The sequence below is a fragment of the Alicyclobacillus hesperidum subsp. aegles genome, assembly GCF_027923525.1.
In the GTDB taxonomy this organism is placed as follows: Bacteria; Bacillota; Bacilli; order Alicyclobacillales; family Alicyclobacillaceae; genus Alicyclobacillus; species Alicyclobacillus aegles.
Genome location: NZ_BSBJ01000072.1, coordinates 138,271 through 164,701, shown reverse-complemented (window position 1 = coordinate 164,701; position 26,431 = coordinate 138,271). Strand labels below are relative to the sequence as shown.

Here is a 26,431-nt window from a genome sequence, read left to right as displayed (position 1 = left end):
AATGATTTTTCAGTACGCCTGCCATTGTCACACTTTAGGCGTCACGCTCTTCCACGTATCGATCCAGGATTCCCAAAATGAACGCATAGAATCCATCTCTTCTGGAATAAGTCTTGGTTGTAAATACCACTTAACCAACATTTTATAATAAAATGCGTACGACGCGTCCGCTGCCTTTCCGGCCTCTGTCGAGCAATCCGTACTACTTCTGAGGAACGTAATAATATCTTGTACATATTGAATGTATTTACGAGCCTCCATAATCTCTCCTTGTTCACTGAGAATACGGATTTGTTCCACGCACTCAACTGCGCGTTCGTGAAGTTTCACAAGCTTAACCTGCAAAGGCATGGTCAATGCAGATGACTGATATGCACGATGTGGATTCATGCCCTCATCTCCTTCGATCCATTGCAACAATTCGTCCATCTGTTTTACACGACGCTGACGGACTTCCAATTGGCTCGCAATTCGTTTGAGCAGTTCTGATGACGGGAAGATCATTACCCCCTGCTCTACAACACTGCGTGCAAGCTCCACATTCCCGTGAGCCAACGCAATGTCAGCTTCGATCACAACACGACGTACACTGGGTGGATACTCCATCGCTTTCTCTAGCCAGGATACGCTTTCCGTAATATCGCCATGTTGGAAAGCGCGGTTTGCCCGAAATTCGCACTCCCACCCGTGTTCTCCTACCCACTCCACCTCAATGAGTACATCACGCAAGGGGCTGGCAAGTATCGTTGGGAGTACCGTATACTTATCCGCAGCTCTCGGCAACCATGCGGTTAGTAATCTCCTAGCATGCAAAAGCATGAGTTCCATCAAGACGTCTGCAATCTGAACCTCGGTATGTCCGTCTGAAAGCCACTGGAGAATCATTTGGCCGCGCGAATCAGTATTCGCCAGCCATTCTTGAGCTGCTTGTGTATCACCGTGTTCCAGATAATATAAACCCAGTAATATCTGGGCTTCGGCACACGGATTCGATTTCGTATACACATCCATAGATTGCTTGGATGCCGTCAATGCTTCGATCCAATGCAACCGTTCGATCAGCGTCTCTGTCAGTGGACCACGTGGAATTTGTGATATCCAATGGTGCCAATCCTTCACGCCTTGAACGGCACACGCCTGAACAAAATACGCGAAACAAACAGAATCCTGTTTGCATATATCGTACAACCGTACGCGGACTGAATCATGTTCTAAAGGTAGAAGATTTACCAAAAACCAGACAATGTTCTCCTGCCTAACGTTCTCTTGCAAACTCGTCAAATACCATTCAGTAGCACAAAATGTGTCGCCTAAGAGCAGCCATGCCTTTCCCAATTCTGCGGCCGCAAGAAAGCTGCCTAGCCCGGGAACCGTGTCAATCAAAGGATTCTTCACATCCCCCAATTCCCTGCAGTAAAGCAGTATAGGCAACGCCTCATCAATGCGACCGACTTCGATGAGCGCGTGTGCATGATCCATGCGGATATCAGGGAGGTACGGGAAGATATTTTCCCCCCGCTCCGCATACTTGATAGCCTCGGTCGTTTCACCCGTCATCGATAGGGCCACAACCAACATTTTCAAAAGCCGAGCAAGCAGGTGAGTAGCGTGATTCGGGTTCTTTTGGAAAACCTCAAATCCATGCTTACCAAGCTTCACAACCTCTTCATAGCTCTGTACACGCATGCACTCAGCCATCATATTAGAGATGTGAAACAAGCTATCCGGATCTTTGTCCAGTTCTCTTTGCAAAAGTTCCATATTCCGCGCTGGCTTTCCCTTGTACACAACGAATTCATGCAGGTACCCCAAGTGGTGAACTCGCAGATTTAGTGTCTCGATGCGACCTCCGCTTTCTATCACGGCCGGCAATACTTGCTCATGAATCGAGCCTGAATATCGATATCCATTCTTAAAAATCCGGAGTACCTGAACAGGAGAGGAAGTCTGATACCTCGCCGAAGTCCCCATGTAATTCACGATGCCAACGAAATAACCTTCGGCCCTAGATTCCAAGAGTTTAGCGCGAATATGACACTTATCCGCGGAATCCAAAAACTCGTCGGCATCTATCACCAGTACGTACTCACCCGATGCACGCTCAAGCGCAGCATTTCGAGCCGTGGCGAAGTCGCCATCCCATTCATGAAAATACACTTTGGCACCGTAGGCACGTGCAATTTCAACTGTCTTATCTTGAGAACCCGTGTCGACCACGATAATCTCATCAGCAACACCTTTAAGGGAATCTAGACATCTCGCTAGAGTCAATTCCTCGTCCTTCGTGATCAAGCAGGCTGAAAGTAACATCTTGATCTCCTATCTTATTTGCGCTTTTGAATGACTTGACGATATAAACTGCACCTTTGCATAGGCCTTCATGGCAGGTGAAACATCTAACAGGGCTAGTAGTCGCTCCGAGATCTCCTCATGATACCGGGTTGCTAGCACAAAAATTTGGTTCGTTTGGTCTAGGATTCTTTCTAAAACACCATCTCTGATGTTCCGAGTATCGATAGTCGACCAACCTGCAAGCATATTACCCCGGGTCATCATGACCGCGACGGCTTCCTGCAGCCTGTGCTCCATCAACAAGTCAATCGCCAATTGCCCTAACACCCGAAGTCGTTCTGCTGTGGCATCCTCAGATTGCATGACATTCGGCATTACAGTATACCACCTGATGAGGACGACGCCGACGTTCCAAACATGGCCGAGATTTGTTTCATCTGCGCCTGTGCTTGTTCCATCACAGAATTCAACTGATTCAACTGGTTCGTGTAGTTGTTGACTTGATTCGTAATCTGCTGCTGAACAAGGTTTAAGTAATTTTGAATGCTCGTCTGCTGTGCAGAAATGGCATTCAACTCGCCCTCAATTGGACTTGTACCACTACCACTCGAATTCCCCAAAAGCAGGTTATTCATCAGGTTGTACACATTTCCGAGCACACCGGATTGTGGAATTGCCGTGCTAGCGGTCGTGGAAACGACACCGAAAAGCTGTTGAACTGCAGTGGGATCGGAAGATAAAGCTGATTCAAACATGCTTTGCCCATCAGGCAAGGTTCCCGCTGCACTGGAAAAACCAGAAGTAGACTGAAACTCCAAGTGTCCATTCGAAGGATCGATCACGATACCAATGGACGCTAATGAGTTAATTGCAGAACTTGACGTCGATATCGACGCGCTCACAGCCGCCGGTAATTGGCGCAACAAATCCATGGCTAGCGGATCGCCAAACAATGGCCCTGCGGTTCCCTGTGTCGACGAACTCCCTGCCGAAGGCGGGGTGTACGCAGTGTCCTTGTTAATCGTGTCCATCAATGTGTTATATGCTGTCATCCACGTCTGAACAGCTTTCTCCGCTCCACTTGCATCCGTAGAAAGTGTGAGCGTTCCGGCACTCGACATCGTCTGTGACACCTGGATTGTTACATTGGGAATATAGTTCTGAAACGTGTTGGTCGACGACGTCATGGTTTGCCCGTCAAGCGTGATAGATGCATCCGTCGCATTCGTGGTAGCGAATTGGATTTGGCCAGTTCCACTGCCGATTAAACTTCCACTGATGGTAAATCCGTTTGCCGTTCCCGTATTGACCGATGACAGCGACAAAAAGTATTGATTTTGCCCGTTCGTTAACACAGAAGCCTGTACACCTGTGGTCGATGTCTGTTGGTTGATGGCCGCTGCAATATCGTTTAATGATTCCCCTGTCGACACATTAATCGTGGCCGTCTTACTGCTGTTCACAGTGTTTGTGAGAACAATGGTACCCGAAGAAAGGTTCGAACTACCGTCAGCACTCGTCTGGAATTGTGAAGAGAGATTCTGAATCGATGTTTGACTGCTTGCCAGAGATGTCACTTGCAAGGAATACATGGCTGGCTGTGCACCCGGTTGCACGGTGACCGTGAACGAAGTTGGATCACTCGATGTTCCAGTCACTGTACTCCAACTTTGCAAGCTGGATAACGTTTCGGTAGCTTGTTCAAATGTCTGCAAGGCTGTTTGTAGCCCGGTTAATGCGGTTTGTTGTGAACTTAATTGCGACAATTCATTATTAGAGGGGGTTTCTAATTCTTGCGTCAAAATTCGTTGTAAATCTTGGGCATACTGGGACACCGGCAAACCTGTCCCACTTGGATTTGACAGAGTATTCAACTGCTGAAGCAAGTTAGCCATTGAGTTGGAACTGGTTGATGAAATTGACACAGGAGATCCACCCTTTCAAAGGTCCATCGGCCGATATACATATCGGCCGATGACAGACTCAATTTTATTGCAACAGCTTGAGGATTGCGTCCGGCTGCTGATCCGCTTGTGAAAGCATTGCCAGACCGACCTGTTGAAGCACTTGTTGTTGGCTGAACTGCGTGTACGCCTGCGCCATGTCTGTGTTGGTAATGGTGGACTGAGCGTTCTGCAGGTTTTCCGCCGTGTTTTGCAGATTCGACACGGTGTAATTCAGTTGGTCTTCCACAGCACCTACGTTCGCCTGGTAAGCAGACAGGCTTGTAATCGCATTTTGAATCGAAGTGATGGCTTGTTGCGCGAGCGTTTGCGATGTAATGTTAATAGTCCCTCCGAACAAGGCACCAACCTTAACAGACGCAATGGTAATACTCAGTTGAGAATTTGTTGTACCGTCGGTGTTGATCTGGAATGTAACGCCGCTGGTTGCAAGAGAACCATCAAGCAGCGTCATCGTATTAAATTTCGTCTGGGACGCAATATTGTTGATCTGATTCTGCAGAGCAGCCATCTCTTGATTCAAGTTCGAGAGATCTGTGCTGTTCTCTGTTCCGTTAGCCGCTTCTACAGCCAACGTGTTCATAGTCTGAAGAATGTTGTTGACCTGATTCATCGCGCCGGACGCGGTCTGAAGCATGCTGATGCCATTTTGCGCGTTTTGCACGGATTGGTTCAAAGCGTTGACTTGCGCCGTCATCTGCTGGGCAATGGCATAGCCCGCCGGATCATCTGCTGCACTGTTGATTTTGTTACCCGTCGACAATTGCGTATACGAGGTGTTGAGCGCGTTATTGACTGCGGACAGATTCGAAAGAATACTCGATGCGGATGCATTGTTGTTCACACTGAAATCAAGAGCCATGATAAGACCTCCTCAAAGGATGAAAAGTTATTTTACCCAAAATTATGAATTGGGCAAATAGTTTACGAGAGAGGGGAGTAGGATTTGCGCACCCATTTGCAAAGCCGCAGTGTAGACGGTCTGGTCGGTGGTGAACTGCGTGATCACCTGCGCCATATCCGCCCCTTCAATCCCCCCCTTCTCGTTGGTAAGATTGGTGCTATATTGTTGTAGCTGATTCTGAGCAGTCGTAAACCTCTGGATACGCGACCCCAAGTCAGCATTTAGGTTAATCACGTGTGTGAGATTGGCATTCAGGTCATTCAAGTCTTGTTGCAAATTGGCGTGATTGCCCGACGACAAGTCAGCCTGAATGCTGTTCAGTGTATCTTGCAAGTTCGGCGAAGAGCCTGGCGCCGTAAGAAAAATGTCCGAAGCCGTCACCGAAATCGAGACGCTGACGCCCGAAGCGATTTGATAGTTGATTTCCGACGCCGCGCCGCTCGGCACCGCTGCCGGGGAGTCGGACGGTGTTTTTTTGAGGTATGTACTTGGTTGAGTCTGAGATGCTTGTCCCCCAAAAATGTAGTTGTTCCCCTGGCGCTGATCTGCCGTTTGATAGATTCCTTGAATCAACTGGCCAACCGTATCCGCAAGCCCTTGCTGGCCGCCGGCGCTCATGTTGGTCGAGTTCAAAGCCTGTACCACATCGGACTGGACTTCTTGCAGTTGAGAAATGATCCCTTGGAGCGCGGTGGATGTATTGTTCATCCATGTAAGTCCTGTCGAGATCGTTGACAGGTAACCCGATGTCTCCTGAACCTCCGAGGCCAAGTTCATATCCTCGGATACAGCCAAGGGATTGTCTGACGCCTTATTCAATGTCTTGCCGGTCGACAACTGCTCTTGCGTATTTTGCATTGCAGTATCGATGTTCGTGATGTTATACAGGAATTGCTGCTGTTCCATCCACGGCGTCACGCGCATCCCACTTTCACCTCCTTAGGACTGAACCATATTCAGTAGACTTTGCATCATCGATTGAAAAGTCGTGATGTACTTAGCAGCAGCCGCATAGGCATTTTGAAACTCCACCATGTATGAAGCTTGTTCATCAAGTGATACACCTGAGACAGATTGGCGCAGTTGCGAGCTTTGCTCCTGCAAGGCATTCGCCGTATTCTCACTAAACGTAACACCTGACGCTTCCGTACCAACGCCAGATACCATCGCCGCCAGTTGTTGATCCGGAGTACCTGTTACACTTTGGGATACCGACGAGCCCCCATTGGCCTGCTGGCTGTAATTCCAATTGATAGTCCACGTAGTCGTCTGCAGATTCACCATCGCAATGGCGTAGGTATTATCGCCGGCATTACCGGAAGGTCCCGTTTGCAATGCTGATGGCGATGTGATACCAACGGAGAGAACGCCACCACTGTAGGAGAAAAACGACTGCCCGCCAAGCGCACTGTTCACTTGGCTTGCAAAATTACTCAAGAAAGAGTCAATGTTGCCGAGCAGGTTGCTCGCATCGTCGTACCCTTGCACATTACCTGCAATCTGTCCCGATGTGATAGCAGACAGTTGCGGTTGCAATGACGAAAGCGAGACCGGCGTACTGGTTGACAGCGACGAAGCTGTTGTAGCATTCGGGAACGGCGAATACGTATCATCCTTGACCACCTGAACCGCATTCGATCCGCTGCCTACAGTAACATCCACACCGCCATCGCCAGCGGAGTCGGGCGTATAGGTGATGTCAGCCAACTGCGACATCTTGTCCAGGATGTTGCTTTGTTCATCAAGTAGTTGGTTTGGATTTTCACCCGACTGTTTGACCTGTGTAATCTGTTTGTTTAGGTCCGCCAATTGCTGTGCGTATTGGTTCAGTTGTGCCAGTTGGCCATTGACGACTCCAGTGAGGTTACTCTGCAACTGTTGAAGTTGTTGTGTAACAACCTGAAACGTTTGTCCTACAACCTGCCCCTGTGTAATAACCGCTTGCTTCGCAGCATCATCGGACGGATTGTTCGAAAGTTCCTGCCAGGCACTGAAAAACTGGTCCACCGCGTTTTGAACACTGGTAGAACTCGGCTCATTCAATATGCCTTGAATCTGCGTCAGCACGGAACTGTGCGTCGCGTACATTTGATATGTCCCTTGGTTTTGACGATCCTGCTCGTCGTAGTAGGCATCATCCTGGCGAGTAACCGACCCCACTGCGACGCCTTGACCGAATTGACCAGCAATAGCCGGACCTGAACCAGGCACAGCCGGAAACGGCTCATTTTCCACAAAATTAACCTGTTCTTGTGCATAGCCAGGCGTACTTGCATTGTCAATATTGTTACCCACGACACTTTCCGCTTGTTGCATGCTTTCCAACCCGGACAAACCGACATAAAGCGGCATAAACGTTGAGACACCCATCTTTGGTCACCTCCTCACCGAAAACCTTAGGCCAACTGACTATAAGAACGACCTTGATAAAGCTTTTTTAGGAAATGCTCAGAAATACTCAACCCTTGTTCGATCAACATTTGCTGAATCCGAACCTTTTGTGCAATCCGATGCATCGCTTCCGAACACCGTTCCATCTCGACAGGTTTTACCTGTTGCAATCGAGCACATTGATCTGTAAGAAGCTCCAACAGCCCATCTGTCCGGCCCGACTTCAGAGCCGCAAGCACCCGGTCTGTCGCCGCTTCTAATTGCGCAACTGCATCTATGACATCAGCCATCCGAATCAAGAACCCCTTGTTGAACTATGGCCTTAGCGATATGACTGACATTCACTGTATACGTGCCGTTACGAATTGCTTCTTGCAGTTGTCTAATCTTGTCCGATCGACTCGCATCTGCAATTTGCGAACTCGTTGTCTGAGATATTTGCCGACTCCCAGTGACATCAAACGAGTTGGACGGAGACCACATCGAGCTTCCCTCCTTGCCCCTTCACCTATAACAACGTCACGATTTGTCGTATCGTTCGAGCAGAGTAAAAATTTTTTTGTTTTTGTCGAACAACATGAAGAGAGAGTTGATAGAAATTGAAAAGGAGCGATGAGAACCGCTCCTGCTTACGTAACGTTTCAATGGAATTTACATTACAAACGCTTGGCGCTATCAAACTGATCTACGGCCAATTTTGTGCGAAGCTCCGCGATGAGTTCCCGATATCTATGATATACGACCGACTTCGTGCTCCCCAGCACCTCCGCAACCTCGCGAAAGCTGAGTCCCTGCTCAAACACCAATGACAGCAGCAATTGGTCTTCGTAAACGAATGAGCCGATGACTCCCCCGACTTCACGAATGAGTTCCTCTTGCTCCCATTCTTCAATCGGATCGCTTGTGGCAAGGTGTTCTGCCGCCGATTGCTCCACAGACCGCTGATAGGCTTGAATTGCTTGTCGCATCGGCACCGATCGCGGCGTCTTTAAAAGGTTAGAGTTTCGCAAGACTTCTAGCATCGCATACTTGATAATTTGCTTAGCATAGGTCATATCCACAAGCCCACGGTCCATCTGCTTCTGCCATAAAGCCGTGAGCGCAGCCGAAGCTAAATCTGACTCATCAATCATGGCACTCCGTCGGTACCGAATCAGACGCTTCGCAAGCCGATTCACATACTGGGTATAATCTTCGAAGTTCATTCCGGCTTCCACCGCTGACACCTAACTCTCCACCCGCCGGCAACGGTTTACCGGCTCAAAAATCCCTTTCCCCGCTTGCCTTGTGTTTCGTCTCTCTTTAGTGCAGCCGCTGCCTGTCCCAATCCTTGAGTCAGCGCCTGCGTGCAATTGGCGCACAAGCGCCCCGACTGCGTCAACGTGCCACACCGCTCGCACGGGTATGCCATATTCGGATTGTCACGCAGAATGAGGCGCCCATCGCGCAAAAAATCGACAATCTCCTCATACGTCGCAGCCGTGCCGTCCGCAACTTCATAGATGTTCGCCTGCGGATGCTTCTTTAAATACTGCCGAATCTCAAGCAAGACATCATCTTCCTTGCGGATGCAATCCTGGCACATGTCGCGCCCTACGCGGTTGTACAAGCGCCCGCACCGCTTACAATTGGCGATAGCCATGCCAATGACCTCCCTATCCCCCATGTTTCGCGCTTTCTCGACAAATTCCTGCCATGCTATCGCACGCGCGCCGCGACGATGGCGATCACGCCTTTAGCACCGAAGGCAAACAGACTGTCCGCACATGCCGCAAGCGTGGCACCGGTCGTCGCCACGTCGTCGAGCAAAAGGACGGTCCGACCGCGAATCGGCTCGCGCGAATTCGCGACAAAGACACCTTCTAATTCCCGGCGCCGCAACTCCGCATTTTTCGCCGTCTGCGACTGTGTAAACGCACCCGCGTGCGGCACGCGAAGCAATGCCGGACGGACGGGTAATTGTACATTACCGGCAAGTCGTTCTGCGAGAATGCGAACGTGATCATACCCTCGCTTGCGGATTCGATCCGCCGCTGTCGGCACGGGTACGATGCAATCACAAGCAAACTCGTCAAGCGCCTGCCAACAGGCGAACAAGACATGCGTAAAAAACGGTGCAAGTTCAATGACGCCGTCGTACTTAAAAGATCGAAACAACGTCCGCACAAAGGCGTCGTAGTCAATGCCACTGTACACATCAATCCGCCTATTGGGCGCGTTCTCCACCTGCAACGCATGGCGCTCCACCGCAACCTGGCATCGCTCCAAATCCTGCACACAAAACGCGCACAGGCGCGAGTTTTCCGATTGCGATGGCCAGGGAGAAGAAGCTCCGACAGTAAAGGCAGGGCGCCCGCAAATGGCACATGTCGTTGCATCCGACGGGAAGACCCAGTTCAACACCCCGTTCAGGCGGCGTTTCCACGCAAAGCGAGAAGTCAGACCTCGATGCACAGGCGCGCCCCCTGTCCGTCAGCGCGATCGCGCCGATACCGGCCGATCAAGTCGCGATAGCGTAAACCAAAAATCGCTCCCTTTCCCTTCCTCGCTCTCCACGCCAACCTCGCCGCCAAGCGACGAGATGATGTGCTTGACGATGGCGAGGCCAAGACCGGTCCCTCCCGAAGCACGGCTGCGATCCTTATGTACGCGGTAAAAACGTTCAAAGACGCGATCCAACGACTCTTGCGGAATCCCGATGCCGTTGTCCTGCACGTGTACCTTAATGCGGTCCACCAACACGTCCCAGGTGACGCGGATGGTACTTTGCGGCGGCGAATAGTGGATGGCGTTGGCCAAAAGGTTTAAGAAAACCTGCAATAACATGTCTGGTTCGGCCCAGACCTGAACCGGATCGCGCGGTGGTATGACGATGCGAATGCCGCGCTCACTGGCAGTCGGCCCGATGCGATCCACCGCCCGTTCGAGGACCTCGTAGAGATCGACGGCGACTGGATCGACACGGCTGTCGGTTGCCTCTAACTTCGACAATTCAAGCAAGTCAGACACCAGATTACCCATGCGCATCGATTCGTCGTAGATGGTCTGCAGAAACTTTTGTTGGGCTTCCTCGTCGACGCCGCCGTCGAGCAAAGTCTCTGCGAAACCGCGGATGGCGGCGATGGGGGTCTTCAACTCGTGCGAGACGTTGGCGACAAATTCACTGCGCATGCGTTCGAGCCGACGCCACTCGGAGACGTCGTTGACGAGCATGAGCACGTCGTGAGCGCCGTCCGCCTTGGCACGCAAGCGCGGATCGGCAGAGATGGGCACCAACCGAACGGTCAGCGTGACACCCTCGCGGATGACGAGTTCACCTGACCACGGGGTGCCAAAAAGCAATGCGTGATCAATGGCACTGCCAAGATTGTAGTTGCGAAAAACCATCCAATGGTCCCGGTCTTGCCACTGTTCACTGGGGCGCCGAAAAAGGCGTTCTGCCGCATGGTTGACCATCTGCACCTGCCCATCGCTGCGCAGGTAAATGACACCTGTGGTCATGTTCTGCAGAATATGCCGCAAGATATCGCGCTCCTGCGACATATCGGCGAGCGTCTCTTCAATCCGCTCCGCCATCCGGTTAAACTGGCGAAACAATACGACCTCGGAAGGCCTGTTGCGATAGTCGTACATGCGCACGTCGTAGCGCCCCTCGACAATGGCATCCATCGCATCGCGCAGATAGCTTCGCAATTTGCGAAACGCCGCCGCCTGCACCAACATTCCCGCTGCCAACAGAGCCAAGCCAATGGCCAGTCCAAGCAGAAAGCTGGTCATTTCGCAGACACGCCTTCCGTGAATTTGTAGCCGATGCCGCGGACCGTTCGAATGTAAACGGGATTCTTCGAATCCTCCTCGATTTTCTCCCGCAGGTGTGAAACGTGGACGTCGACAATGCGTGTATCGGTGGCGCTGCTGTAACCCCAAACGCGATCCAGCAGTTGATCCCGCGACAAGACATGTTCCGGATTCTCCATAAAGTATTGGAGCAAATCGAACTCCTTCGGCGTGAAGTCCATGAGCACGCCGTCGACGCGAACCTCGTGGCGCGCGACGTCGAGCACAATCCGCCCGGCGCGCAACACTTTGCCTGCGGCATTGGGCTTGGCTTCCGACTCCTTTGCTTCGCTGCGGCGCAGGACAGCTCGTGCGCGCGCCACCAACTCGCGCGGGCTGAATGGCTTGGTGACATAGTCGTCCGCACCGAGTTCGAGGCCAAGCACTAAGTCCACTTCTTCATCGCGCGCTGTCAAAAGGATGATGGGAATCTTGACACCCTCTTGGCGGAGCCGTCGGCACACCTCCATGCCATCCATGCCGGGCAGCATCAAATCCAATACGACGAGATCATACTTGCGTGCATCCGTGCTCAGGATGTCGTAAGCTGTCTTACCGTCTGCGACTCCCTCCACAAGAAACCCAGAGCGGCTAAAATTGTATTCCACCAATGTCCGTATGGACGCTTCGTCGTCGACAACCAGTACTGTCGGCACAAGGTTCCCCCCGCTCATTGACCTGTCCATATTGTAGCAAGTTTCGCCAAACAACAGCCAGATCTGTTTTGTAGAACCCTATCGCTTCTTGTCAAAACAATGCCAATATGTGAAACTCTACTCATATGTTAGGGGAAGCGGGTGTCTGTGTGTCAATCGGTGAGAAAATTCGCGATCTTCGCATTCAACGCGGCATGAGCCAGGTCGATCTCGCTGATGATCTGGTCAGGCCAAGCATGATCAGTCAAATCGAGTCTGGCAAGGTGAAACCATCTTACACGTTGCTAATCGAGCTCGCAAAACGCTTGGGTGAGCCCGTGGAAACGTTTCTCTCAGAACTCGATCCGCATTTTCTTTTACAGGCGAATATCCGCCTCGCGCAGTATGAGTTGGCGACAGGACGGCCGCAGGTCGCCCGCCAGTTGATCGAGAACTTGCCGCGCGCATCGTTGCAAACGCGCAACCTGGCCGAATACAGACTCACTTTAGCGCGCGTGCACCGCGCGTGTGGAGAATACCCAGAGGCTGTGCGGGAACTGGAGCAACTGCGGGAACACGCCTACAGCGCGCAGGATTGGCGTCTTTTGTTTTACGTATTGCGCGAAACCGGGCAAGCCGAGTACGATCGCGGCAATCTCGAGGGAGCCTTGTGCGAATGGCGGGAAGCGGTCGCATTGGCGGATCGTATGGAAGGAAAAAGCGGTATCTCGCCGCTCGAATGGACACAAAGCTTAATTGAACTTCATCTGCATCTGGACGCGTTAGATCCCGGTGGAAAGGGCTTTAGCGTTCCGTGGCAGCGCCCGACGTCGGCGTTGCTTCCCGCTCTCGCCACGCCGCCAGAAATGGCGGGGATTCCGGAAATTTCACTTGAAGAGAATGATATCATTAGCGATTGCACCTCCGAGAAGCGGCCTCATCTTGCAAAGGCACAAGCTTTTGCACAGCGGATGCCGACGCTTTGGGCGGTGTCTGAGCGGCTCGCGCAAGAAGCGTTGGCGCTGATGCCAATTGATCCAGCGACGGCACGCCGTTGGGCGGAACAAGCGAACGCGTTGGTGACGTACGCGCAGTTGATCGAAACGAGCATTGCGGTGCGCACACGAGCGCAGGAAGCGGCGGATCCCAACGACGAACAGAACAATTTCTCGACGAACGATTTGCAGACGATTGAACAGACTGCGTTCGCTATGACTGCGATACATCCGCGATCGCGCTTGCATGAAGCCTGCAAGCAAATTCGGAAGTGCCTGCAAGGCGAGGAGGTGGCAAAGGCGGCGGAGTTGATCGAGGAGGTCAAGGCGTTGCTTGCGCTGACGGAAGAACCCGACTCGCCTAGCAACCGGGACATCGCGTTAGAATTAGCTTTATTGGAAATCGAACTCGCGGCGGTGAGTGGACAGCGGGAAGCGAGTCTGCAAAGGCTCGTGCAATACGAAGCCGAGTATCCAAACTGGGGCAATCCGGAGCATCGGCGCCGTGCATGCGCCTTGCTGACGATGTGGTATGGCGACCTAGGCGACGTCGACCGCGTCCTCGCGTACTGCCGCAAAATGGAGGAGCTTGCCGTAGGGGCGCGGCCGGCGTTGCCGTTCTGGAGTTGATGAGTGAATGGGCAACAGCCCTCACATCACCTGTTGGAAGGAAGGCCTGCCGGATCGCAATTCGAGTGTCCGAACGTCGCAATCGGCTGGCGCTTGGTCTGCGATACGGCTCGCCTCTGCCCGTGCATGCGGCCAGTCTGCCACGTATACATAGGCGATAGACAAGGCCGGATCGGAAAAGCGATGGGCGATGGCCGCCGTTTGATCGGTCGAGGCGACGTCGATCACGACGACCGAAAGCGGTTGCGCACGCCGTCGTGCGACTCTTTGCAAACGCCGCAGCACGGCCTCCATGTGTTGTTCTGCATTGTCGGCCAAAAGCACGTACAGCGACGCGCGTTTGTCGTTTGCATTCCGCCTGGCCAGTCCAGCGAGCCCGCTCCCAGCGACAGACAAAGCCAAGTAAATGAGGACTGCCGCCAACAGCACCAACTTCGGCCACATGCTGGCCCACCTCCTTTGCCACAAGATATGTGGTAGCCAAGGAGGCGGACACTGTGGCTATGACCATTCAGGCTGCAACCACCGCTGTTTATACGCGTACAGAACTGCCTGACCGCGATCTGCCACCTGCAATTTTGCAAGGATATGAGACACGTGGTTCTTCGCCGTCTTCACGGTGATATGTAAGCTTTCCGCGATTTGCTCGTTGCTCTTTCCCGCTGCCAGTTGACACAGCACATCAAACTCGCGCGCGGTCAAGAGAGACTTCCAACCATCGCTCAACTGATGCTGACGTTCGATCTCGCCGAGCACCGCTGGCATGACCTGCGGATGGATCAGGGCGTGGCCGGCGAACGCCTCGCGGATGGCGCGCACGACATCCTCAAGAGGCGCGTCTTTGACGACATAGCCGCTGATTCCCGAGCGCACGGCGGAAAGTACCACAGATGACTGATCATGCATGGTGAGCACGACAACGCGCACGCGCGAATGCCGCTCGTGCAATGCCGTCAGCACTGTAAGACCGTCGACGTGCGGCATGGTGATATCCAACAATAGCACGTCGGGCCGGACCCGCTCGATTTCGCCCAGGACCTCGACGCCGCTCGGCCAAAGAGCGACCACTTCAATCCCCGGTTCATACAAAAGCACGTCGCGCATAGTGAGGCGATATGCCTCATTATCGTCCGCGATGGCGACGCGAATGACTTGTTCACTCATGTTGTTCCCCCGAGCGTACTCCCCACAATCACCTGAGCTACCTTAAGCTCAGGTGTTTCGTCTTTGTCTCATCATATCAAAATCCCCCGCATAAGCGTCAGAAAAAAGCACCTCTCACCAGAACGGTTCTGGCAAAGAGGTGCAAATCATGGGGTGTAAGGGTGATGCTATATCATACGGTCTGCCCTATTCGTTTATGAGGGTCAGAGCCCCTTTAGCGTAACGCGAGCTTCTGCAACTCGGCTACTTTGTCGGTCCGTTCCCATGGCAGATCGAGATCCGCACGGCCGAAGTGCCCATAAGCCGCCGTCTGTCGATAGATGGGGCGACGCAAATCGAGATCGCGAATAATGGCCGCTGGGCGCAAATCAAATACTTGCCCGATGATCTCGACAATCTTCTCGTCACTGATCTGACCTGTACCGTACGTATCGACCGAAATCGACACTGGGCGGGCAACGCCAATCGCATAGGCGACCTGTACTTCACACTTGCGTGCAAGCCCTGCGGCGACGACGTTCTTCGCAACATAGCGCGCCGCATATGCGCCGCTGCGGTCGACCTTTGTCGGATCTTTGCCGGAGAATGCTCCACCTCCGTGTCGGGCGTAACCGCCGTAGGTGTCGACGATGATCTTGCGTCCCGTCAATCCTGCATCGCCCTGCGGCCCACCGATGACGAAGCGACCCGTCGGGTTGATGAGGTACTTGGTCTCAGCATCAAGCAGTTCCGTCGGAACGATGGGACGGATGACGCGTTCAATCATATCGCGTTCCACTGTGGCAAGATCCGTCTGCTCGTCGTGTTGTGTCGAAATGACGATGGTATCGACGCGAACCGGAACATCGCCATCGTATTCGACGGTGACTTGTGTCTTTCCGTCTGGCCGCAGATACGCTAATTCGCCGCTCTTCCGCAACGCCGTCAACTGGCGCGACAGGCGGTGTGCCAACGAAATCGGCAAAGGCATCAATTCTGGCGTCTCGTCGCATGCAAAGCCAAACATCAAACCTTGGTCGCCGGCGCCGATTTCTTCGATGGCGGCATCGCTCAACTGACCGCGCACCTCAAGTGCCTGGTTGACACCCTGCGCAATATCAGGAGACTGCTCGTCGATGGACGTGATGACGGCGCAGGTCTCCGCGTCAAAGCCAAACTTTGCACGCGTGTAGCCGATATCGGCAATGGTCCGGCGCACGACCTTCGGAATGTCAACATAGCAACTCGTCGTAATTTCACCTGCAACGAGCACCAACCCGGTCGTCACCGTCGTCTCGCACGCCACGCGCGCGTTCGGATCATATGTCAAAATCTCATCCAACACGGCGTCAGAGATTTGGTCACAAATCTTATCTGGATGTCCCTCTGTCACAGATTCTGAGGTAAACAGGCGTCGTTGTCCCAATCTGGAACCTCCTTTAGTTCCAAGCGGCGGCATCTGCGGCCAGCTTGTCCGAGTGCAAAACAAAACATATCGTAGTATATGAAAAAATCAGAGTCAACCGCTAGTCACTGCCAACACCAGGGGGCGCCGTTTTTTATTTGGATTCTGCAATTTCCGCCTTGCCACCCGTCATCAACACGCGCAGTGCAAACTTTGGCAGGGCGAGTTGGCGGCGCCAGCGCCTCGGCTCAGACAATAGACGGTATAGCCACTCCAAGTTCAGGCGTTGAAACACATCTGGCGCACGTGTGACCGTGCCGCCCCATACGTCAATCGAGCCCCCCACGCCTACGCCCACGCACGCGGGCAAGCGCCCAAGCACATCGCGCAAAAACTGTTCTTGACGCGGTTGTCCCATACCGACGAGAAACAGATGCGGTGCAAACGCCCGTACCTCGTGCAAAATGGACTCGACTTCCGACGGCGAGAAGTAGCCATGATGACCAGCAAATGTAAGCGTCGGATAAGCACTTTGCAACTGTGCAAGACAAGCCGCAAGCGACGCCTCGCTGGCGCCCAGCAAATAGACGCGCAGGCTTTGGCGACGCTCCTCCGCCGCCCGAAAGACGGCAGGCAAAAGCTCCACGCCAGTCACGCGCTCGGGCACGGGCCGGCCGCGTTTTGCCGCCGCCCAGACGACTCCAATGCCATCGGCCGTGACTAAATCCGCAGAATTGACAAGGCGCAATAGAGACTCGCTCAATTGACACTGCATAACAAACTCAGGGCCGGCCGTGACGACCAAGTGATGATTGCCATCGCCCGTCCAGTACAGGATTTTCTCGACCGCTTCCGCTGTCGTTACGCGATGGAAGCGCACGCCCAGCACGTCGACGACATCTTTCGCGAAACCTTGTACAGCCACGTCGCCAGCCTCCACTTTCCGAATCTATCGCATCCATCATACCACGCGCAAAGAGGCCGCGCGCTAGGACAAGAGACGAGCGACAGACAATTCCAAAGCAATGGAGGCGACAGAGACGGCCGTGACCATGAGTGCGACGACCGAGATCACAATGTGGAAAATTCGGCTGCGCGGCGCCTTCATTCGGATCGCATCCCCATATGAGAATAGGCAGGGCTACACAGCCCTGCCTTCTCCAGTTTTGCCCCGCACAAACGAACGCTAAACCGCCAGACGACAAGTGACGCTTAAACGGCCATCTCCTCCGTGCGTGGCGAGAGCGCTTTGCGATTGAACGCGATCACGATGGCGTTTGCGACAAGCAGCGACATCGTCACGTAAAACACAGAACGAATGCCATAGCTCGCGGCGACGCTGCCGCCGATGAGTGGTCCGACAAGATTGCCAAAGAACGTCGCACTCGAATTCATGCCAAACGCGGTCGCCTGCTTTTCAAGAGGGGCGAGCTTGCGCACAAGCACCTGCAAAGACGGCAACATGCCGCCGATGAACAATCCAAGCAAAAATCGCCCGCAAAGTAACAGCGCCAAATTGTGTGCGAGCGACTGTGGAATAAACGCGATGGCCGCCCCGAGAAACGCGACCAAGAGAATGCGGTACTGCCCAATCCTGTCGCCGATCCGACCGAGCGTTGGCGTGCCAATGAGGTTGGCGATGCCGGAAGTCGCAATGACCAAGCCGGCAACCAGCGACAAATGCGGGCCGTGATAGATATGGCGCGTGAAGATGGTGACAATCGGTTCGATGCTCATCATCGCCAACTGCGTCATGAACGAACCCAAGAATACCGGCCATAGGCCGACCAGGCTACGCCATGATCCGCGTTGTTTGGCCTTAACCTCCCGCTTGACCTTTGGTTCATGCACAAAGATGAGGACGATGAGACTCGCAACCACCAAAAGGGCGCCGGTGAAAAAGAAGCAACCTTGGAAGCCCAGCCACTCGGAAAGCGCACCACCGATAAGCGGTCCGATGAGCGATCCGGCGATGTTCCCGGTCTGCAAAGTACCAAGTGCCTTGCCCGACTGTTCGGCGGGCGTCACGGACGCTTGTAAGGAAATCGCCATGGAGATGAACCCAGAGAAAATACCGTTGATGAAACGCAGCAAGAGCAATTGCCATGGCGCGTTGACCAAGCCCATACAGGCGGTCATCGCGCCCATGCCAAAGCCCGCGCGCAACAACATCAACTTGCGTCCACGGCGATCGGCAAATGCCCCCCAAATTGGCTGAAAGATGAAGGACGTCACAAACTGGATAGAAAACACCCAGCTCGACCAACGGTCGATGCTTTGTTCCGTGTGCACGCCCAGTTGCGCCAAATATAGCGGGATGAACGGGATGATGAGGCTCGTACCCATCGTCACGCAAAAATTGGCGAACCACAAAATGACGAGCGTGCGTTTCCATACAGCCATGTCAATCGGCGACCCTTCGCCGCAACGTCTCGACAATTCGGTTCAGCACATCATCCCGTTCACTGGCGCTGTTACCGCGTACACCGACGTACATTTTCATCTTGGGCTCAGTGCCCGATGGTCGAATGGCAGCCCAATGTCCCCCGGCAAACAGGAATTTCTGTACATCGGAGGTCGGCAAGGTCAGACGTTCCGTCTTGCCATCCGCGATATAGCGGCGCTCTCCCGACAAATAGTCTTCAACCGCCATCAACTGCAATCCGTCGACCTGCAGCGGCTGTTCGCGCAAAGCCTGTAAGGCTCGCTTCATCCGCTCCACCCCGTCACTTCCAGACAGTTCGACATTGACCAGCTTTTCGCCATACCAGCCAAACTGTCCGTACAGGCGTTCTAACACGTCGAACAAGGTTTCGCCCCGCGCCTTGTGGTACGCAGTCATTTCGGCAATCGCCAAACACCCCTGCACCGCATCCTTGTCGCGGACTATGGGCGCTAACAAGTAGCCGTAGCTCTCTTCGTAGCCGACGAGGAGACGATAGGATCCACTCGCCTCATAGGCCGTAATCCTGTCCCCGATGTACTTAAAGCCCGTGAGCGTCTCTTCGACAGCGACACCATGTGATTGTGCAATGGCACGGCCAAAGTCCGAAGTGACGATGGTCTTAAAGACGATGGGTGGCTGTCCTTTCTGGTCCCCCGTTTGCAAGCGCCCACACATATAGTCGACGAGCAGTGCACCAACTTGATTGCCTGTCAGTAACTTCAACTGACCTGTCTTGTCGCGGGCCGCAATGCCGACGCGATCCGCATCCGGATCGGTCCCCATGACGAGATCGGCACCCACTTCGTCGGCCAGCTGACAACCGAGCGACAGGGCCTCGCCTTCTTCTGGATTGGGACTTTTTACGGTCGGGAAATCGCCGTTTGGCTCAACCTGGGATGCGACTAAGGCAACCCGCTCATACCCGGCGAGCCGCAACGCTTCGCGGACAGGGACGTTGCCCGTGCCGTGCAGTGGCGTATAGACGACAGCGAGTTGTTTGCGCTCGTCGCCGAGACGTGGATCGCGCAGTTCGCGGACGACCGTTTCGACGTACGCGGCGCGAACGTTCGCCGAAACCGTCTGCAAAAGGCCCTTTGCTTCCGCTTCGTCACGCGTCAGGCTCGGCACCTGAAAGATGTCGGAAAAGGACGCCATACGGGCTTTAATGTCGTCTGCATCCGCTTCAAGCAACTGCCCACCATGCCGGTTGTAGACCTTGTACCCGTTATATTTTGGCGGATTGTGGCTGGCCGTGATCATAATGCCTGCGGCCGCCTGCAGACGGCGAACCGTCCACGACAGCTCAGGAGTCGGACAGAGCAACGGTGCAACATACGCGCGAATGCCGTAAGCGGCCAACGTGCACGCTGCGATCTCGGCAAACAGTTGCGAATGATGGCGACAGTCGTACCCAATGGCTACCCCTGCCTTGACCGCATCCTCACCTTGCGCCTGCAGATGGAGTGCGAGTCCAGCCGTCGCACGGCGCACCGTGTAGATGTTCATCCGGTTGAGCCCCGCACCCATGACACCGCGCAAGCCCCCTGTGCCAAAATCGAGATCTGCGCCAAAGCGGTCGCGAATCTCCGCCTCGTCCGTCAGGCTCTTGAGTTCATCGCGCATCTGGGCAGGTAGGTGCGGTTGATCGAGCCAATGTTGATACTCCTTCGCTGCGTCAAACGCGGTCATCTTCGATCACGCCTCCTTCGATTTGGATGTTTCGCCGTCTGCCCCGGCTAACTCGCCCTCATACGCCGCCTGTCACCTGGTTGAAGAAGGTCAGCACTTCAGCAAACGCCGAACGAGCGGCCTGGGGGTGATACGACGCGCGAGAATCGTTGAAAAACGCGTGATGCGCCCCTTCGTAAACGCGGTACGCAAAATCCTTGCCCGCGCGCTGCATCTGCTCTGCAAAAGCCGGAACCGCGTCGGTAATGCGTGGATCGAGCGATGCGTAAAAGCCGCGAATTGGGCACTGAATGCTTGCAATGCGGTCTTCACCAGGGGCTTGGCCGTAGAAGATGACGGCACCTGCCAGCTTCGGATCGAGCGTCGCAAGCCGCGCCGATAAGCCGCCGCCCATGCAGAACCCGATGGATACGACGGGTTGGCCCTGGCTGCCTGGATATGTATCGCGCAGGAACGAGGATGCCGCAAGCAACTGCTCGTTGTACGCATCGAGATTAAGCCCGCCGAACAAAGCACCAAATGTGCGACGAACCTGCGTCCGCTGCGGTTCGGGGAGCGTTTCCATAGCGCGATCACGCGCTTCACTATCGTTCCAAACCTGTGGTGGCACGGTCTCAAGGAACTTCTTGACGGCGTCGATCGCGTCGGCTTCAAAGCCTTCCTTGCGCTTGCCATCGACGGCGTACAAATCCGGTGCGAGTGCGACATAGCCTGCCTCTGCAAAGCGGTTGGCGACGTTTTGGATGTGATCGTCCACGCCCCAGATCTCCTGCAGAACGATGACGGCTGGCTGCCCGTTGGGCAGACGCTCCGGCTTTGCCAAATAGCCCAGTTGTTCACCGTTCTTGCCATAGCGAATCCATTCAGTATGTAATGACATATTTGCCACCTCCATGGATATTGTGTCACAGTGACATCAGCGGCTCAACTAGCCCGCATCGGCTGTAAGAAGCGTTGAGAAAGGAAGAATGCGATGAACCCCTATCGAGCTGCCGTCGTGACGGTGAGTGATTCCTCCGCAGCGGGGCGGCGTCAGGACATAAGTGGCCCACTGCTCGCTGGGCTTTTGTCAGAGCTTGGGTTTGTGGTCACATCGCAAACTGTTGTCCCCGACGAACGACCGCAAATTGCCGACGTTCTACGCCAACACGTGGCAGCAGGCGTGGCCGTGGTTGCGACGACTGGCGGTACCGGGCTTGGCCCGCGCGATGTCACGCCGGAAGCAACACGCGACGTAATCGAACGGGAAATTCCCGGTATCGCCGAGGCGATGCGCGCCGAGTCGTTGCAGGAGACGCCATTTGCCATGACGTCGCGCCAAGTCGCGGGCAGTGCCGGTCGCACGCTCATCGTCAACTTTCCTGGCAGTGCCAAAGCCGTCGAAGAGTGTTTTGCGGTCGTGCGCCCAGTGCTCAAACACGTGGTGGACCTGCTGATGGGTCACACCGAACATCGGCATTAAGCCGCACTCCATACTTATTCTTGCCGGGTGTATTCCAGTCCCATTTCCTCGGCCCGCATCGCTGCCTGGCGCATCGCATCGACAATCGCTTGTTGCACGCCGCGCCCCGCCAATACCGCGAGCCCGGCGTGCGTCGTGCCGTTGGGCGACGTCACACGTTTGCGCAGTTCGGCCGGGCTTAGCTCCCACTCGCGCAACACGTGCGCCGTGCCAATCACGGTTTGAATGATAAGACGCCGCGCCAATTCGGGCGTAAAGCCGAGTTCGACAGCGGCCTGTTCCATTGCCTCAAGCAAGTAACTGAGAAAACCTGGGCCGCTCCCCGATACGGCGGTCGCCGCATCGATCATCGCTTCCTCCATGACGACAACCTCGCCCAATTGTGACAACAGGTGCACCGCTTCATCGAGCCGCTTGGCACTGACGTCAGGGGCGGCAGCAAGCGCAATCGCGCCTGCCATTACGGCAACCGGCACGTTTGGCATGGTGCGCACCACCTGCGCCTTGCCACCAGAGGCGCTTTGGATGGCCGCGATCGAAATGCCTGCGGCAAACGAGATGAGCGTCTGCCCAGACAGGTATTCGGCCATATTCTTGCAGGCAGCCAGCACGTCATAAGGCTTGATCGAGAGAATGACGACGCTGGCCCGGCGCACTTCGGAGAGCGAACTGGCAGGCGAAATGCCATACATTTGCTGCAATTGTACAAGCCGATCGCGGTTTGTGCGGTTGAGCACGCGGATGCGCGCCGGATCGACCGCCTGTTGAGCCACAACACCCTTGATAAACGATTCGGCCATCGCACCGGCGCCCAGTATGAAGATGTCGTCCACGCGTTCTCCTCCTGTCTCCTAGCTTTTGTCTTTTTGGGCGAATGTTCTGTCAGCGTTCCACGTCGGTCAGGAAGGCCACTGTTTCGCGGATCACTTCGCTCTCCCAATGTTGGTTGTTGAATGTGTGGTCCGCCTCTTCAAGTAGGTGCAAGCGCGCCCGCTCTCCATACACGTCCTCCTGATATTTCAGTGCGACCTCGTATGGCACCGTGGCGTCCTCCATGCCATGCAGGATGAGTACACGGCCCCGGAATGGACGAGCCCGTTCGTATGGATCGATCGCGAGCACGTCCTCGTATAGAGCGCGCCCCACGAGGTTTCCCCCGAGATCAAACACGTCGTCATTGCGACCCACGCGTTGTTCCTCTGCCGCACTTTGCATCGCTTCGCGCAAACTGCCGGCTGGAGCCCAAAGGACGAGTCGATCCACCGCGTCAGGCATATCCCCGGCGACGATGGAAGCGACGTAGCCGCCCATGCTCAGGCCAACGAGACTGATTCGGTCAGAGAGGATGCGCGGATCTGCTTTCACCCATTCGAGAATGGCTTTGGCGTCGCGAATTTCGGAAGTGGCGGTCATGTTTTGGAAATCGCCGTCACTGTCGCCGCTTCCGGCAAAGTCGAAGCGAAACGCTGCAATCCCTTTTGCTTCAAGCGCACGGCTCAGCTTGACAAATATTTGATGGGCTTCAATGTGCGTTCCGGTAAACCCGTGAAACAAAATGGCCGCCGGCACCGGCCTTGTCGCCGCCTGATCCGGCACATGTTCCATCCCGCGCAACACGAGTCCGTCAACTGCCAATTCGATGGCCTTCTGCATGCGGAACTCCCCTCTTTTCTTGCACACTTTTTCCTCCTCCATGTTACCACTTGACTTTCGTCCAAACCACATGGTAATGTACTCATTGCGCGTTGCGAGAACGCAGTTTCCCAACGCGGAGGGGTACCAAAGTGGCCAAATGGGGCGGACTGTAAATCCGTTGCGGAATGCTTCGTAGGTTCGAATCCTACCCCCTCCACCAACGTCTGAATTTCGGACGTTTGGGAAAAGCTGAATACGCGTATGGTGAGTGTGGCGAAGGGGTTAACGCACCGGATTGTGGTTCCGGCATTCGTGGGTTCGAATCCCATCACTCACCCCATGCTGGGGAATAGCCAAGCGGTAAGGCAACGGTTTTTGGTACCGTCATGCGAAGGTTCGAATCCTTCTTCCCCAGCCATATGTGCCCTTAGCTCAGCCGGATAGAGCGTTTGACTACGAATCAAAAGGTCGGGAGTTCGAATCTCTCAGGGCACGCCATTGTGGGGGTATAGCTCAGCTGGGAGAGCACCTGCCTTGCAAGCAGGGGGTCGTCGGTTCGAATCCGTCTACCTCCACCACTTTCCTCGATAGCTCAGCGGTAGAGCATCCGGCTGTTAACCGGAGGGTCGTAGGTTCGAATCCTACTCGGGGAGCCAAATTGCGGCCCCATGGTCAAGTGGTTAAGACACCGCCCTTTCACGGCGGTAACGCGGGTTCGAATCCCGCTGGGGTCACCATTCTTCATCTTCATTCGTGGACGTTTAGCTCAGTTGGGAGAGCATCTGCCTTACAAGCAGAGGGTCGGCGGTTCGAGCCCGTCAACGTCCACCATTCTTGCCGCGGGGTGGAGCAGTTGGCAGCTCGTCGGGCTCATAACCCGAAGGTCGCAGGTTCAAGTCCTGCCCCCGCAACCATTTGGCTCGGTAGCTCAGTCGGTAGAGCAGAGGACTGAAAATCCTCGTGTCGGCGGTTCGATTCCGTCCCGAGCCACCATTCCTGTGTTGCCGTCCTCCGTCGAAGCGAGGAGTTCCAATAAAGGGTTTCTCCCCTTTCAGTGTTCTCTGTTCAAATGTCACTTCGATGGTCGGCAATGCTCTACTCTTCTATGGCGGCGTAGCTCAGCTGGTTAGAGCACACGGTTCATACCCGTGGTGTCGGTGGTTCGAGTCCACTCGCCGCTACCAAATTCGTTTGCACTGCGGAATCAACTGTTTTCCCTATAGTTTCAAGAGGACATATAAAGCTTTCCTTCTGATGCGCGCGGCTTATGCGCGCGTTCCTGTGTTTTACGCCCAACAACAAAAACGAGCCCACTTCGTGGACTCGTTTGTACATACATCGAATAAACAAGCAGTTTATTCGTAGTACGTCAGATTACAGTTTGTACACGTTGGCTGCTTGCGGACCCTTCGGGCCTTCCACGATGTCAAACTCGACAGCTTGCCCTTCGTCAAGCGTCTTGAAGCCGCTGCCTTGGATGGCGCTGAAGTGAACAAATACGTCTTCGCCGCCTTCGACTTGAATGAAACCGTAACCCTTTTCTGCGTTGAACCACTTCACTGTACCGTGCTGCAAAATCAATTCCTCCATGGTGCTCAATGCACGCTTTCAAATTCCACACAGGCGGTCGATCCCGCTGTTCATATAACGGCTTCGGGCCCGTGCCGTCGACCGAGACATCGGTGACACCTATAGTGTAACCTAAGTGGGTCAATTTAACCACAACTTTCTGGAGGCATACAAAATATGAATTTTGAGAGCGCGCCATTAGCCCCTATTCTCGACCGGATGGAGGCCATTTCCGATATGATTTGCACATTTGACCACCGGCTCGCATATACGCGCAACGAGCACACCATCGAGGTGGTCTTTCACAGCCACACCGGCGCTGTCACCGCCGTGGTCCTGATTGCCGAGGTGAGAGCCGATGCGACCGTAGAGGTTTACGCTTCTTTTACTTCACCGGGCATAGCCGAAGACCGTGTCGCACCCGCCGTGCAGTCTATATACGCTGGAGCTCTCCCTTTACGCGGACTCGACGAAGCCCTCACGGCATGGCTCGCCACATGGTACGGAGATTGTGTTCGTCAGCTTTCCTCTTCTATGTAGGGGTATGTCCCCTGTGAGCGCTACTTGGTCAGCCGCATCTCACCGCGCAACACAGTGACCGCTTCCCCACCAACCCAAACCGACGAAAGATCCGTGGAATTGATTTCAGCCCATATGTGGCCAGGCCGCTTGACGCTCCATCCCTGTTCAAAGACGTGCCGACCTGGCTCAATGATTCCGCGATGCACCAACAAAGCCGCCAGTGCCCCGGTTGCCGTACCTGTATGCGGATCCTCTGCGACACCGACGGCTGGCGCAAAATCACGTGTGTGAGCCGCGGACTGCGGTGCCACAGGATCGCGTGCGTACAGGTGCACACAAGCGGCACCAAGCTGGCGCGATACGACACCCAACTGATCTATGCGCGGCTCAAGAGCTAAAAGCGTACGTCGGCTTGCGACAGGCACCATAACTTGCCACAAACCGGTCGATGCCATGGCGAAAGGCAATTCTGGCGCGACGTCCTTATCTGACATACCTAGCGCCTCAAGAATTTGTGCCTTCTCCACTTGCTCCAAGTCGCGAAACTGCGGCTTGGCCTGCTCCATCCACACCATTCCGGAGTCTTCGATCCGCATGCGCAATCGGCCCACATTCGTCTGGACAAGGAGATCCCCAATGACCTCCGACCATTCCCGCAAAAGATGCAAAGCGGCAATGGTGGCATGCCCACAAAGATCCACCTCGGTCGCTGGCGTATAGTAACGAAAATCGTAGTGATGTTCCCCTAAGTGCACGACAAAAACGGTCTCCGAACAGTTCATCTCGCGCGCAATGCACTGCCGCATGTCGGCCGTCAGGTCGTCCGCATCGAGCACAACACCGGCTGGATTGCCCAAGAATGGCTCCTTCGTAAACGCGTCGACCTGAAAAATTTCGACTTCCCGCATCCTT

At 54.5% G+C, this 26,431-nt stretch carries 27 protein-coding genes and 11 tRNA genes; 14 read left to right on the top strand and 24 right to left on the bottom strand.

What is annotated here, in order from left to right:
* Window positions 1–27 precede the first annotated feature (27 nt).
* From QMF38_RS14315 to QMF38_RS14255, 13 genes are all read right to left on the bottom strand, one after another.
* Entirely contained in the window at window positions 28–2,310 is a 2,283-nt protein-coding gene (locus tag QMF38_RS14315) for a glycosyltransferase (RefSeq protein ID WP_281759829.1), read from the bottom strand.
* Window positions 2,311–2,319: 9 nt separating this feature from the next.
* A complete protein-coding gene (locus QMF38_RS14310) occupies window positions 2,320–2,667 on the bottom strand; it encodes a hypothetical protein (RefSeq protein WP_281759828.1) in 348 nt (115 codons plus the stop codon).
* On the bottom strand, window positions 2,667–4,217 hold the full coding sequence (gene fliD / locus QMF38_RS14305; RefSeq protein WP_281759827.1) for a flagellar filament capping protein FliD: 1,551 nt from the start codon (window positions 4,215–4,217) through the stop codon (window positions 2,667–2,669). Before fliD ends, QMF38_RS14310 begins: the two co-directional genes overlap by 1 nt.
* Before the next feature lie 64 nt (window positions 4,218–4,281).
* Window positions 4,282–5,118 (bottom strand): flagellin N-terminal helical domain-containing protein, encoded by an 837-nt coding sequence (locus QMF38_RS14300; protein WP_281759826.1) that lies wholly within the window; start codon window positions 5,116–5,118, stop codon window positions 4,282–4,284.
* A gap of 42 nt (window positions 5,119–5,160) precedes the next feature.
* Entirely contained in the window at window positions 5,161–6,084 is a 924-nt protein-coding gene (locus QMF38_RS14295) for a flagellin N-terminal helical domain-containing protein (RefSeq protein ID WP_058095617.1), read from the bottom strand.
* Between the two features lie 15 nt (window positions 6,085–6,099).
* Window positions 6,100–7,530 (bottom strand): flagellar hook-associated protein FlgK, encoded by a 1,431-nt coding sequence (gene flgK, locus QMF38_RS14290; RefSeq protein ID WP_281759825.1) that lies wholly within the window; start codon window positions 7,528–7,530, stop codon window positions 6,100–6,102.
* Window positions 7,531–7,556: 26 nt separating this feature from the next.
* Window positions 7,557–7,841, bottom strand: coding sequence for a hypothetical protein (locus QMF38_RS14285; RefSeq protein ID WP_281759824.1), 285 nt, complete (start codon window positions 7,839–7,841; stop codon window positions 7,557–7,559).
* Window positions 7,834–8,034 carry a flagellar biosynthesis anti-sigma factor FlgM gene (locus QMF38_RS14280; protein ID WP_281759823.1) on the bottom strand — a complete coding sequence of 67 codons (201 nt, stop codon included), beginning with the start codon at window positions 8,032–8,034 and terminating at the stop codon, window positions 7,834–7,836. The genes QMF38_RS14285 and QMF38_RS14280 overlap by 8 nt, the downstream gene beginning before the upstream one ends.
* Window positions 8,035–8,207: 173 nt before the next feature.
* On the bottom strand, window positions 8,208–8,777 hold the full coding sequence (locus tag QMF38_RS14275) for a sigma-70 family RNA polymerase sigma factor (RefSeq protein WP_281759822.1): 570 nt from the start codon (window positions 8,775–8,777) through the stop codon (window positions 8,208–8,210).
* A gap of 26 nt (window positions 8,778–8,803) precedes the next feature.
* Window positions 8,804–9,193 carry a hypothetical protein gene (locus QMF38_RS14270; RefSeq protein WP_281759821.1) on the bottom strand — a complete coding sequence of 130 codons (390 nt, stop codon included), beginning with the start codon at window positions 9,191–9,193 and terminating at the stop codon, window positions 8,804–8,806.
* Between the two features lie 56 nt (window positions 9,194–9,249).
* Complete coding sequence (locus QMF38_RS14265; RefSeq protein WP_281759820.1) at window positions 9,250–10,005, bottom strand: ComF family protein; 756 nt, start codon at window positions 10,003–10,005, stop codon at window positions 9,250–9,252.
* Between the two features lie 18 nt (window positions 10,006–10,023).
* Window positions 10,024–11,328 carry a HAMP domain-containing sensor histidine kinase gene (locus QMF38_RS14260; RefSeq protein WP_281759819.1) on the bottom strand — a complete coding sequence of 435 codons (1,305 nt, stop codon included), beginning with the start codon at window positions 11,326–11,328 and terminating at the stop codon, window positions 10,024–10,026.
* Complete coding sequence (locus QMF38_RS14255; RefSeq protein ID WP_452038983.1) at window positions 11,325–12,062, bottom strand: winged helix-turn-helix domain-containing protein; 738 nt, start codon at window positions 12,060–12,062, stop codon at window positions 11,325–11,327. The genes QMF38_RS14260 and QMF38_RS14255 overlap by 4 nt, the downstream gene beginning before the upstream one ends.
* A 131-nt stretch (window positions 12,063–12,193) precedes the next feature.
* Between QMF38_RS14255 and QMF38_RS14250 the strand changes: the two genes are divergently transcribed.
* A complete protein-coding gene (locus QMF38_RS14250) occupies window positions 12,194–13,648 on the top strand; it encodes a helix-turn-helix domain-containing protein (RefSeq protein ID WP_281759817.1) in 1,455 nt (484 codons plus the stop codon).
* Between the two features lie 21 nt (window positions 13,649–13,669).
* Here the strand turns inward: QMF38_RS14250 and QMF38_RS14245 are convergent, their stop codons facing one another.
* The 7 genes from QMF38_RS14245 to QMF38_RS14215 form a co-directional block, all read right to left on the bottom strand.
* Entirely contained in the window at window positions 13,670–14,092 is a 423-nt protein-coding gene (locus tag QMF38_RS14245; RefSeq protein ID WP_281759816.1) for a hypothetical protein, read from the bottom strand.
* Between the two features lie 57 nt (window positions 14,093–14,149).
* Complete coding sequence (locus tag QMF38_RS14240; protein ID WP_281759815.1) at window positions 14,150–14,812, bottom strand: response regulator; 663 nt, start codon at window positions 14,810–14,812, stop codon at window positions 14,150–14,152.
* 214 nt (window positions 14,813–15,026) lie between these two features.
* Complete coding sequence (gene metK / locus QMF38_RS14235; protein WP_390854737.1) at window positions 15,027–16,250, bottom strand: methionine adenosyltransferase; 1,224 nt, start codon at window positions 16,248–16,250, stop codon at window positions 15,027–15,029.
* Window positions 16,251–16,350: 100 nt separating this feature from the next.
* Window positions 16,351–17,121 (bottom strand): WecB/TagA/CpsF family glycosyltransferase, encoded by a 771-nt coding sequence (locus QMF38_RS14230; RefSeq protein ID WP_281759813.1) that lies wholly within the window; start codon window positions 17,119–17,121, stop codon window positions 16,351–16,353.
* Between the two features lie 287 nt (window positions 17,122–17,408).
* Window positions 17,409–18,599, bottom strand: coding sequence for an MFS transporter (locus tag QMF38_RS14225; RefSeq protein WP_281759812.1), 1,191 nt, complete (start codon window positions 18,597–18,599; stop codon window positions 17,409–17,411).
* Between the two features lies 1 nt (window position 18,600).
* Window positions 18,601–20,331, bottom strand: coding sequence for a phospho-sugar mutase (locus tag QMF38_RS14220; protein ID WP_281759811.1), 1,731 nt, complete (start codon window positions 20,329–20,331; stop codon window positions 18,601–18,603).
* Window positions 20,332–20,389: 58 nt separating this feature from the next.
* Entirely contained in the window at window positions 20,390–21,211 is an 822-nt protein-coding gene (locus QMF38_RS14215; protein ID WP_281759810.1) for a dienelactone hydrolase family protein, read from the bottom strand.
* Between the two features lie 93 nt (window positions 21,212–21,304).
* Here QMF38_RS14215 and QMF38_RS14210 point away from each other — a divergent pair, with 93 nt between their 5' ends.
* Entirely contained in the window at window positions 21,305–21,793 is a 489-nt protein-coding gene (locus tag QMF38_RS14210) for a MogA/MoaB family molybdenum cofactor biosynthesis protein (RefSeq protein ID WP_281759809.1), read from the top strand.
* Between the two features lie 14 nt (window positions 21,794–21,807).
* On the opposite strand, the gene proC is transcribed toward QMF38_RS14210, so the two are convergent.
* Complete coding sequence (proC, locus tag QMF38_RS14205) at window positions 21,808–22,626, bottom strand: pyrroline-5-carboxylate reductase (RefSeq protein WP_281759808.1); 819 nt, start codon at window positions 22,624–22,626, stop codon at window positions 21,808–21,810.
* Window positions 22,627–22,675: 49 nt separating this feature from the next.
* Window positions 22,676–23,446 (bottom strand): alpha/beta hydrolase family protein, encoded by a 771-nt coding sequence (locus QMF38_RS14200; protein WP_281759807.1) that lies wholly within the window; start codon window positions 23,444–23,446, stop codon window positions 22,676–22,678.
* Between the two features lie 117 nt (window positions 23,447–23,563).
* On the opposite strand from QMF38_RS14200, the gene QMF38_RS14195 reads away from it, so the two are divergent.
* The 11 genes from QMF38_RS14195 to QMF38_RS14145 all read left to right on the top strand — a co-directional run bounded on the left by QMF38_RS14195 (window position 23,564) and on the right by QMF38_RS14145 (window position 24,612).
* Window positions 23,564–23,648: transfer RNA gene (locus QMF38_RS14195), tRNA-Tyr, on the top strand.
* Between the two features lie 44 nt (window positions 23,649–23,692).
* Window positions 23,693–23,768: transfer RNA gene (locus QMF38_RS14190), tRNA-His, on the top strand.
* 3 nt (window positions 23,769–23,771) lie between these two features.
* Window positions 23,772–23,846: transfer RNA gene (locus QMF38_RS14185), tRNA-Gln, on the top strand.
* A 3-nt stretch (window positions 23,847–23,849) separates the two neighbouring features.
* Window positions 23,850–23,926: transfer RNA gene (locus QMF38_RS14180), tRNA-Arg, on the top strand.
* A gap of 4 nt (window positions 23,927–23,930) precedes the next feature.
* Window positions 23,931–24,006, top strand: a tRNA-Ala gene (locus QMF38_RS14175).
* Between the two features lie 3 nt (window positions 24,007–24,009).
* Window positions 24,010–24,084 (top strand) — tRNA-Asn (locus QMF38_RS14170).
* Window positions 24,085–24,090: 6 nt separating this feature from the next.
* A tRNA-Glu gene (locus QMF38_RS14165) sits at window positions 24,091–24,165 on the top strand.
* Between the two features lie 18 nt (window positions 24,166–24,183).
* A tRNA-Val gene (locus QMF38_RS14160) sits at window positions 24,184–24,259 on the top strand.
* A 7-nt stretch (window positions 24,260–24,266) separates the two neighbouring features.
* A tRNA-Met gene (locus QMF38_RS14155) sits at window positions 24,267–24,342 on the top strand.
* A 3-nt stretch (window positions 24,343–24,345) separates the two neighbouring features.
* A tRNA-Phe gene (locus QMF38_RS14150) sits at window positions 24,346–24,421 on the top strand.
* 114 nt (window positions 24,422–24,535) lie between these two features.
* Window positions 24,536–24,612, top strand: a tRNA-Met gene (locus QMF38_RS14145).
* Between the two features lie 190 nt (window positions 24,613–24,802).
* On the opposite strand, the gene QMF38_RS14140 is transcribed toward QMF38_RS14145, so the two are convergent.
* A complete protein-coding gene (locus QMF38_RS14140) occupies window positions 24,803–25,018 on the bottom strand; it encodes a cold-shock protein (protein WP_058095117.1) in 216 nt (71 codons plus the stop codon).
* A 156-nt stretch (window positions 25,019–25,174) separates the two neighbouring features.
* On the opposite strand from QMF38_RS14140, the gene QMF38_RS14135 reads away from it, so the two are divergent.
* Window positions 25,175–25,537 (top strand): hypothetical protein, encoded by a 363-nt coding sequence (locus tag QMF38_RS14135; RefSeq protein ID WP_058095118.1) that lies wholly within the window; start codon window positions 25,175–25,177, stop codon window positions 25,535–25,537.
* 20 nt (window positions 25,538–25,557) lie between these two features.
* Here QMF38_RS14135 and QMF38_RS14130 read toward each other — a convergent pair whose 3' ends face one another.
* Entirely contained in the window at window positions 25,558–26,427 is an 870-nt protein-coding gene (locus QMF38_RS14130) for a PhzF family phenazine biosynthesis protein (RefSeq protein WP_058095119.1), read from the bottom strand.
* Between the last annotated feature and the right edge of the window lie 4 nt (window positions 26,428–26,431).

Excerpts from the sequence above, each read along its gene's own strand:
- QMF38_RS14130 (WP_058095119.1), bottom strand. The coding sequence starts at position 26,427 with ATGCGGGAAGTCGAAATTTTTCAGGTCGACGCGTTTACGAAGGAGCCA.
- metK (WP_390854737.1), bottom strand. The coding sequence starts at position 16,250 with ATGCCGCCGCTTGGAACTAAAGGAGGTTCCAGATTGGGACAACGACGC.
- QMF38_RS14260 (WP_281759819.1), bottom strand. The coding sequence starts at position 11,328 with ATGACCAGCTTTCTGCTTGGACTGGCCATTGGCTTGGCTCTGTTGGCA.
- QMF38_RS14220 (WP_281759811.1), bottom strand. The coding sequence starts at position 20,331 with ATGACCGCGTTTGACGCAGCGAAGGAGTATCAACATTGGCTCGATCAA.
- QMF38_RS14210 (WP_281759809.1), top strand. The coding sequence starts at position 21,305 with ATGAACCCCTATCGAGCTGCCGTCGTGACGGTGAGTGATTCCTCCGCA.
- QMF38_RS14295 (WP_058095617.1), bottom strand. The coding sequence starts at position 6,084 with ATGCGCGTGACGCCGTGGATGGAACAGCAGCAATTCCTGTATAACATC.
- QMF38_RS14300 (WP_281759826.1), bottom strand. The coding sequence starts at position 5,118 with ATGGCTCTTGATTTCAGTGTGAACAACAATGCATCCGCATCGAGTATT.
- flgK (WP_281759825.1), bottom strand. The coding sequence starts at position 7,530 with ATGGGTGTCTCAACGTTTATGCCGCTTTATGTCGGTTTGTCCGGGTTG.
- QMF38_RS14270 (WP_281759821.1), bottom strand. The coding sequence starts at position 9,193 with ATGGCTATCGCCAATTGTAAGCGGTGCGGGCGCTTGTACAACCGCGTA.
- QMF38_RS14245 (WP_281759816.1), bottom strand. The coding sequence starts at position 14,092 with ATGTGGCCGAAGTTGGTGCTGTTGGCGGCAGTCCTCATTTACTTGGCT.
- QMF38_RS14140 (WP_058095117.1), bottom strand. The coding sequence starts at position 25,018 with ATGGAGGAATTGATTTTGCAGCACGGTACAGTGAAGTGGTTCAACGCA.
- QMF38_RS14315 (WP_281759829.1), bottom strand. The coding sequence starts at position 2,310 with ATGTTACTTTCAGCCTGCTTGATCACGAAGGACGAGGAATTGACTCTA.
- QMF38_RS14285 (WP_281759824.1), bottom strand. The coding sequence starts at position 7,841 with ATGGCTGATGTCATAGATGCAGTTGCGCAATTAGAAGCGGCGACAGAC.
- QMF38_RS14240 (WP_281759815.1), bottom strand. The coding sequence starts at position 14,812 with ATGAGTGAACAAGTCATTCGCGTCGCCATCGCGGACGATAATGAGGCA.
- QMF38_RS14135 (WP_058095118.1), top strand. The coding sequence starts at position 25,175 with ATGAATTTTGAGAGCGCGCCATTAGCCCCTATTCTCGACCGGATGGAG.
- QMF38_RS14280 (WP_281759823.1), bottom strand. The coding sequence starts at position 8,034 with ATGTGGTCTCCGTCCAACTCGTTTGATGTCACTGGGAGTCGGCAAATA.
- QMF38_RS14200 (WP_281759807.1), bottom strand. The coding sequence starts at position 23,446 with ATGCAGAAGGCCATCGAATTGGCAGTTGACGGACTCGTGTTGCGCGGG.
- QMF38_RS14310 (WP_281759828.1), bottom strand. The coding sequence starts at position 2,667 with ATGCCGAATGTCATGCAATCTGAGGATGCCACAGCAGAACGACTTCGG.
- QMF38_RS14225 (WP_281759812.1), bottom strand. The coding sequence starts at position 18,599 with ATGGCTGTATGGAAACGCACGCTCGTCATTTTGTGGTTCGCCAATTTT.
- QMF38_RS14255 (WP_452038983.1), bottom strand. The coding sequence starts at position 12,062 with ATGAGCGGGGGGAACCTTGTGCCGACAGTACTGGTTGTCGACGACGAA.
- QMF38_RS14215 (WP_281759810.1), bottom strand. The coding sequence starts at position 21,211 with ATGTCATTACATACTGAATGGATTCGCTATGGCAAGAACGGTGAACAA.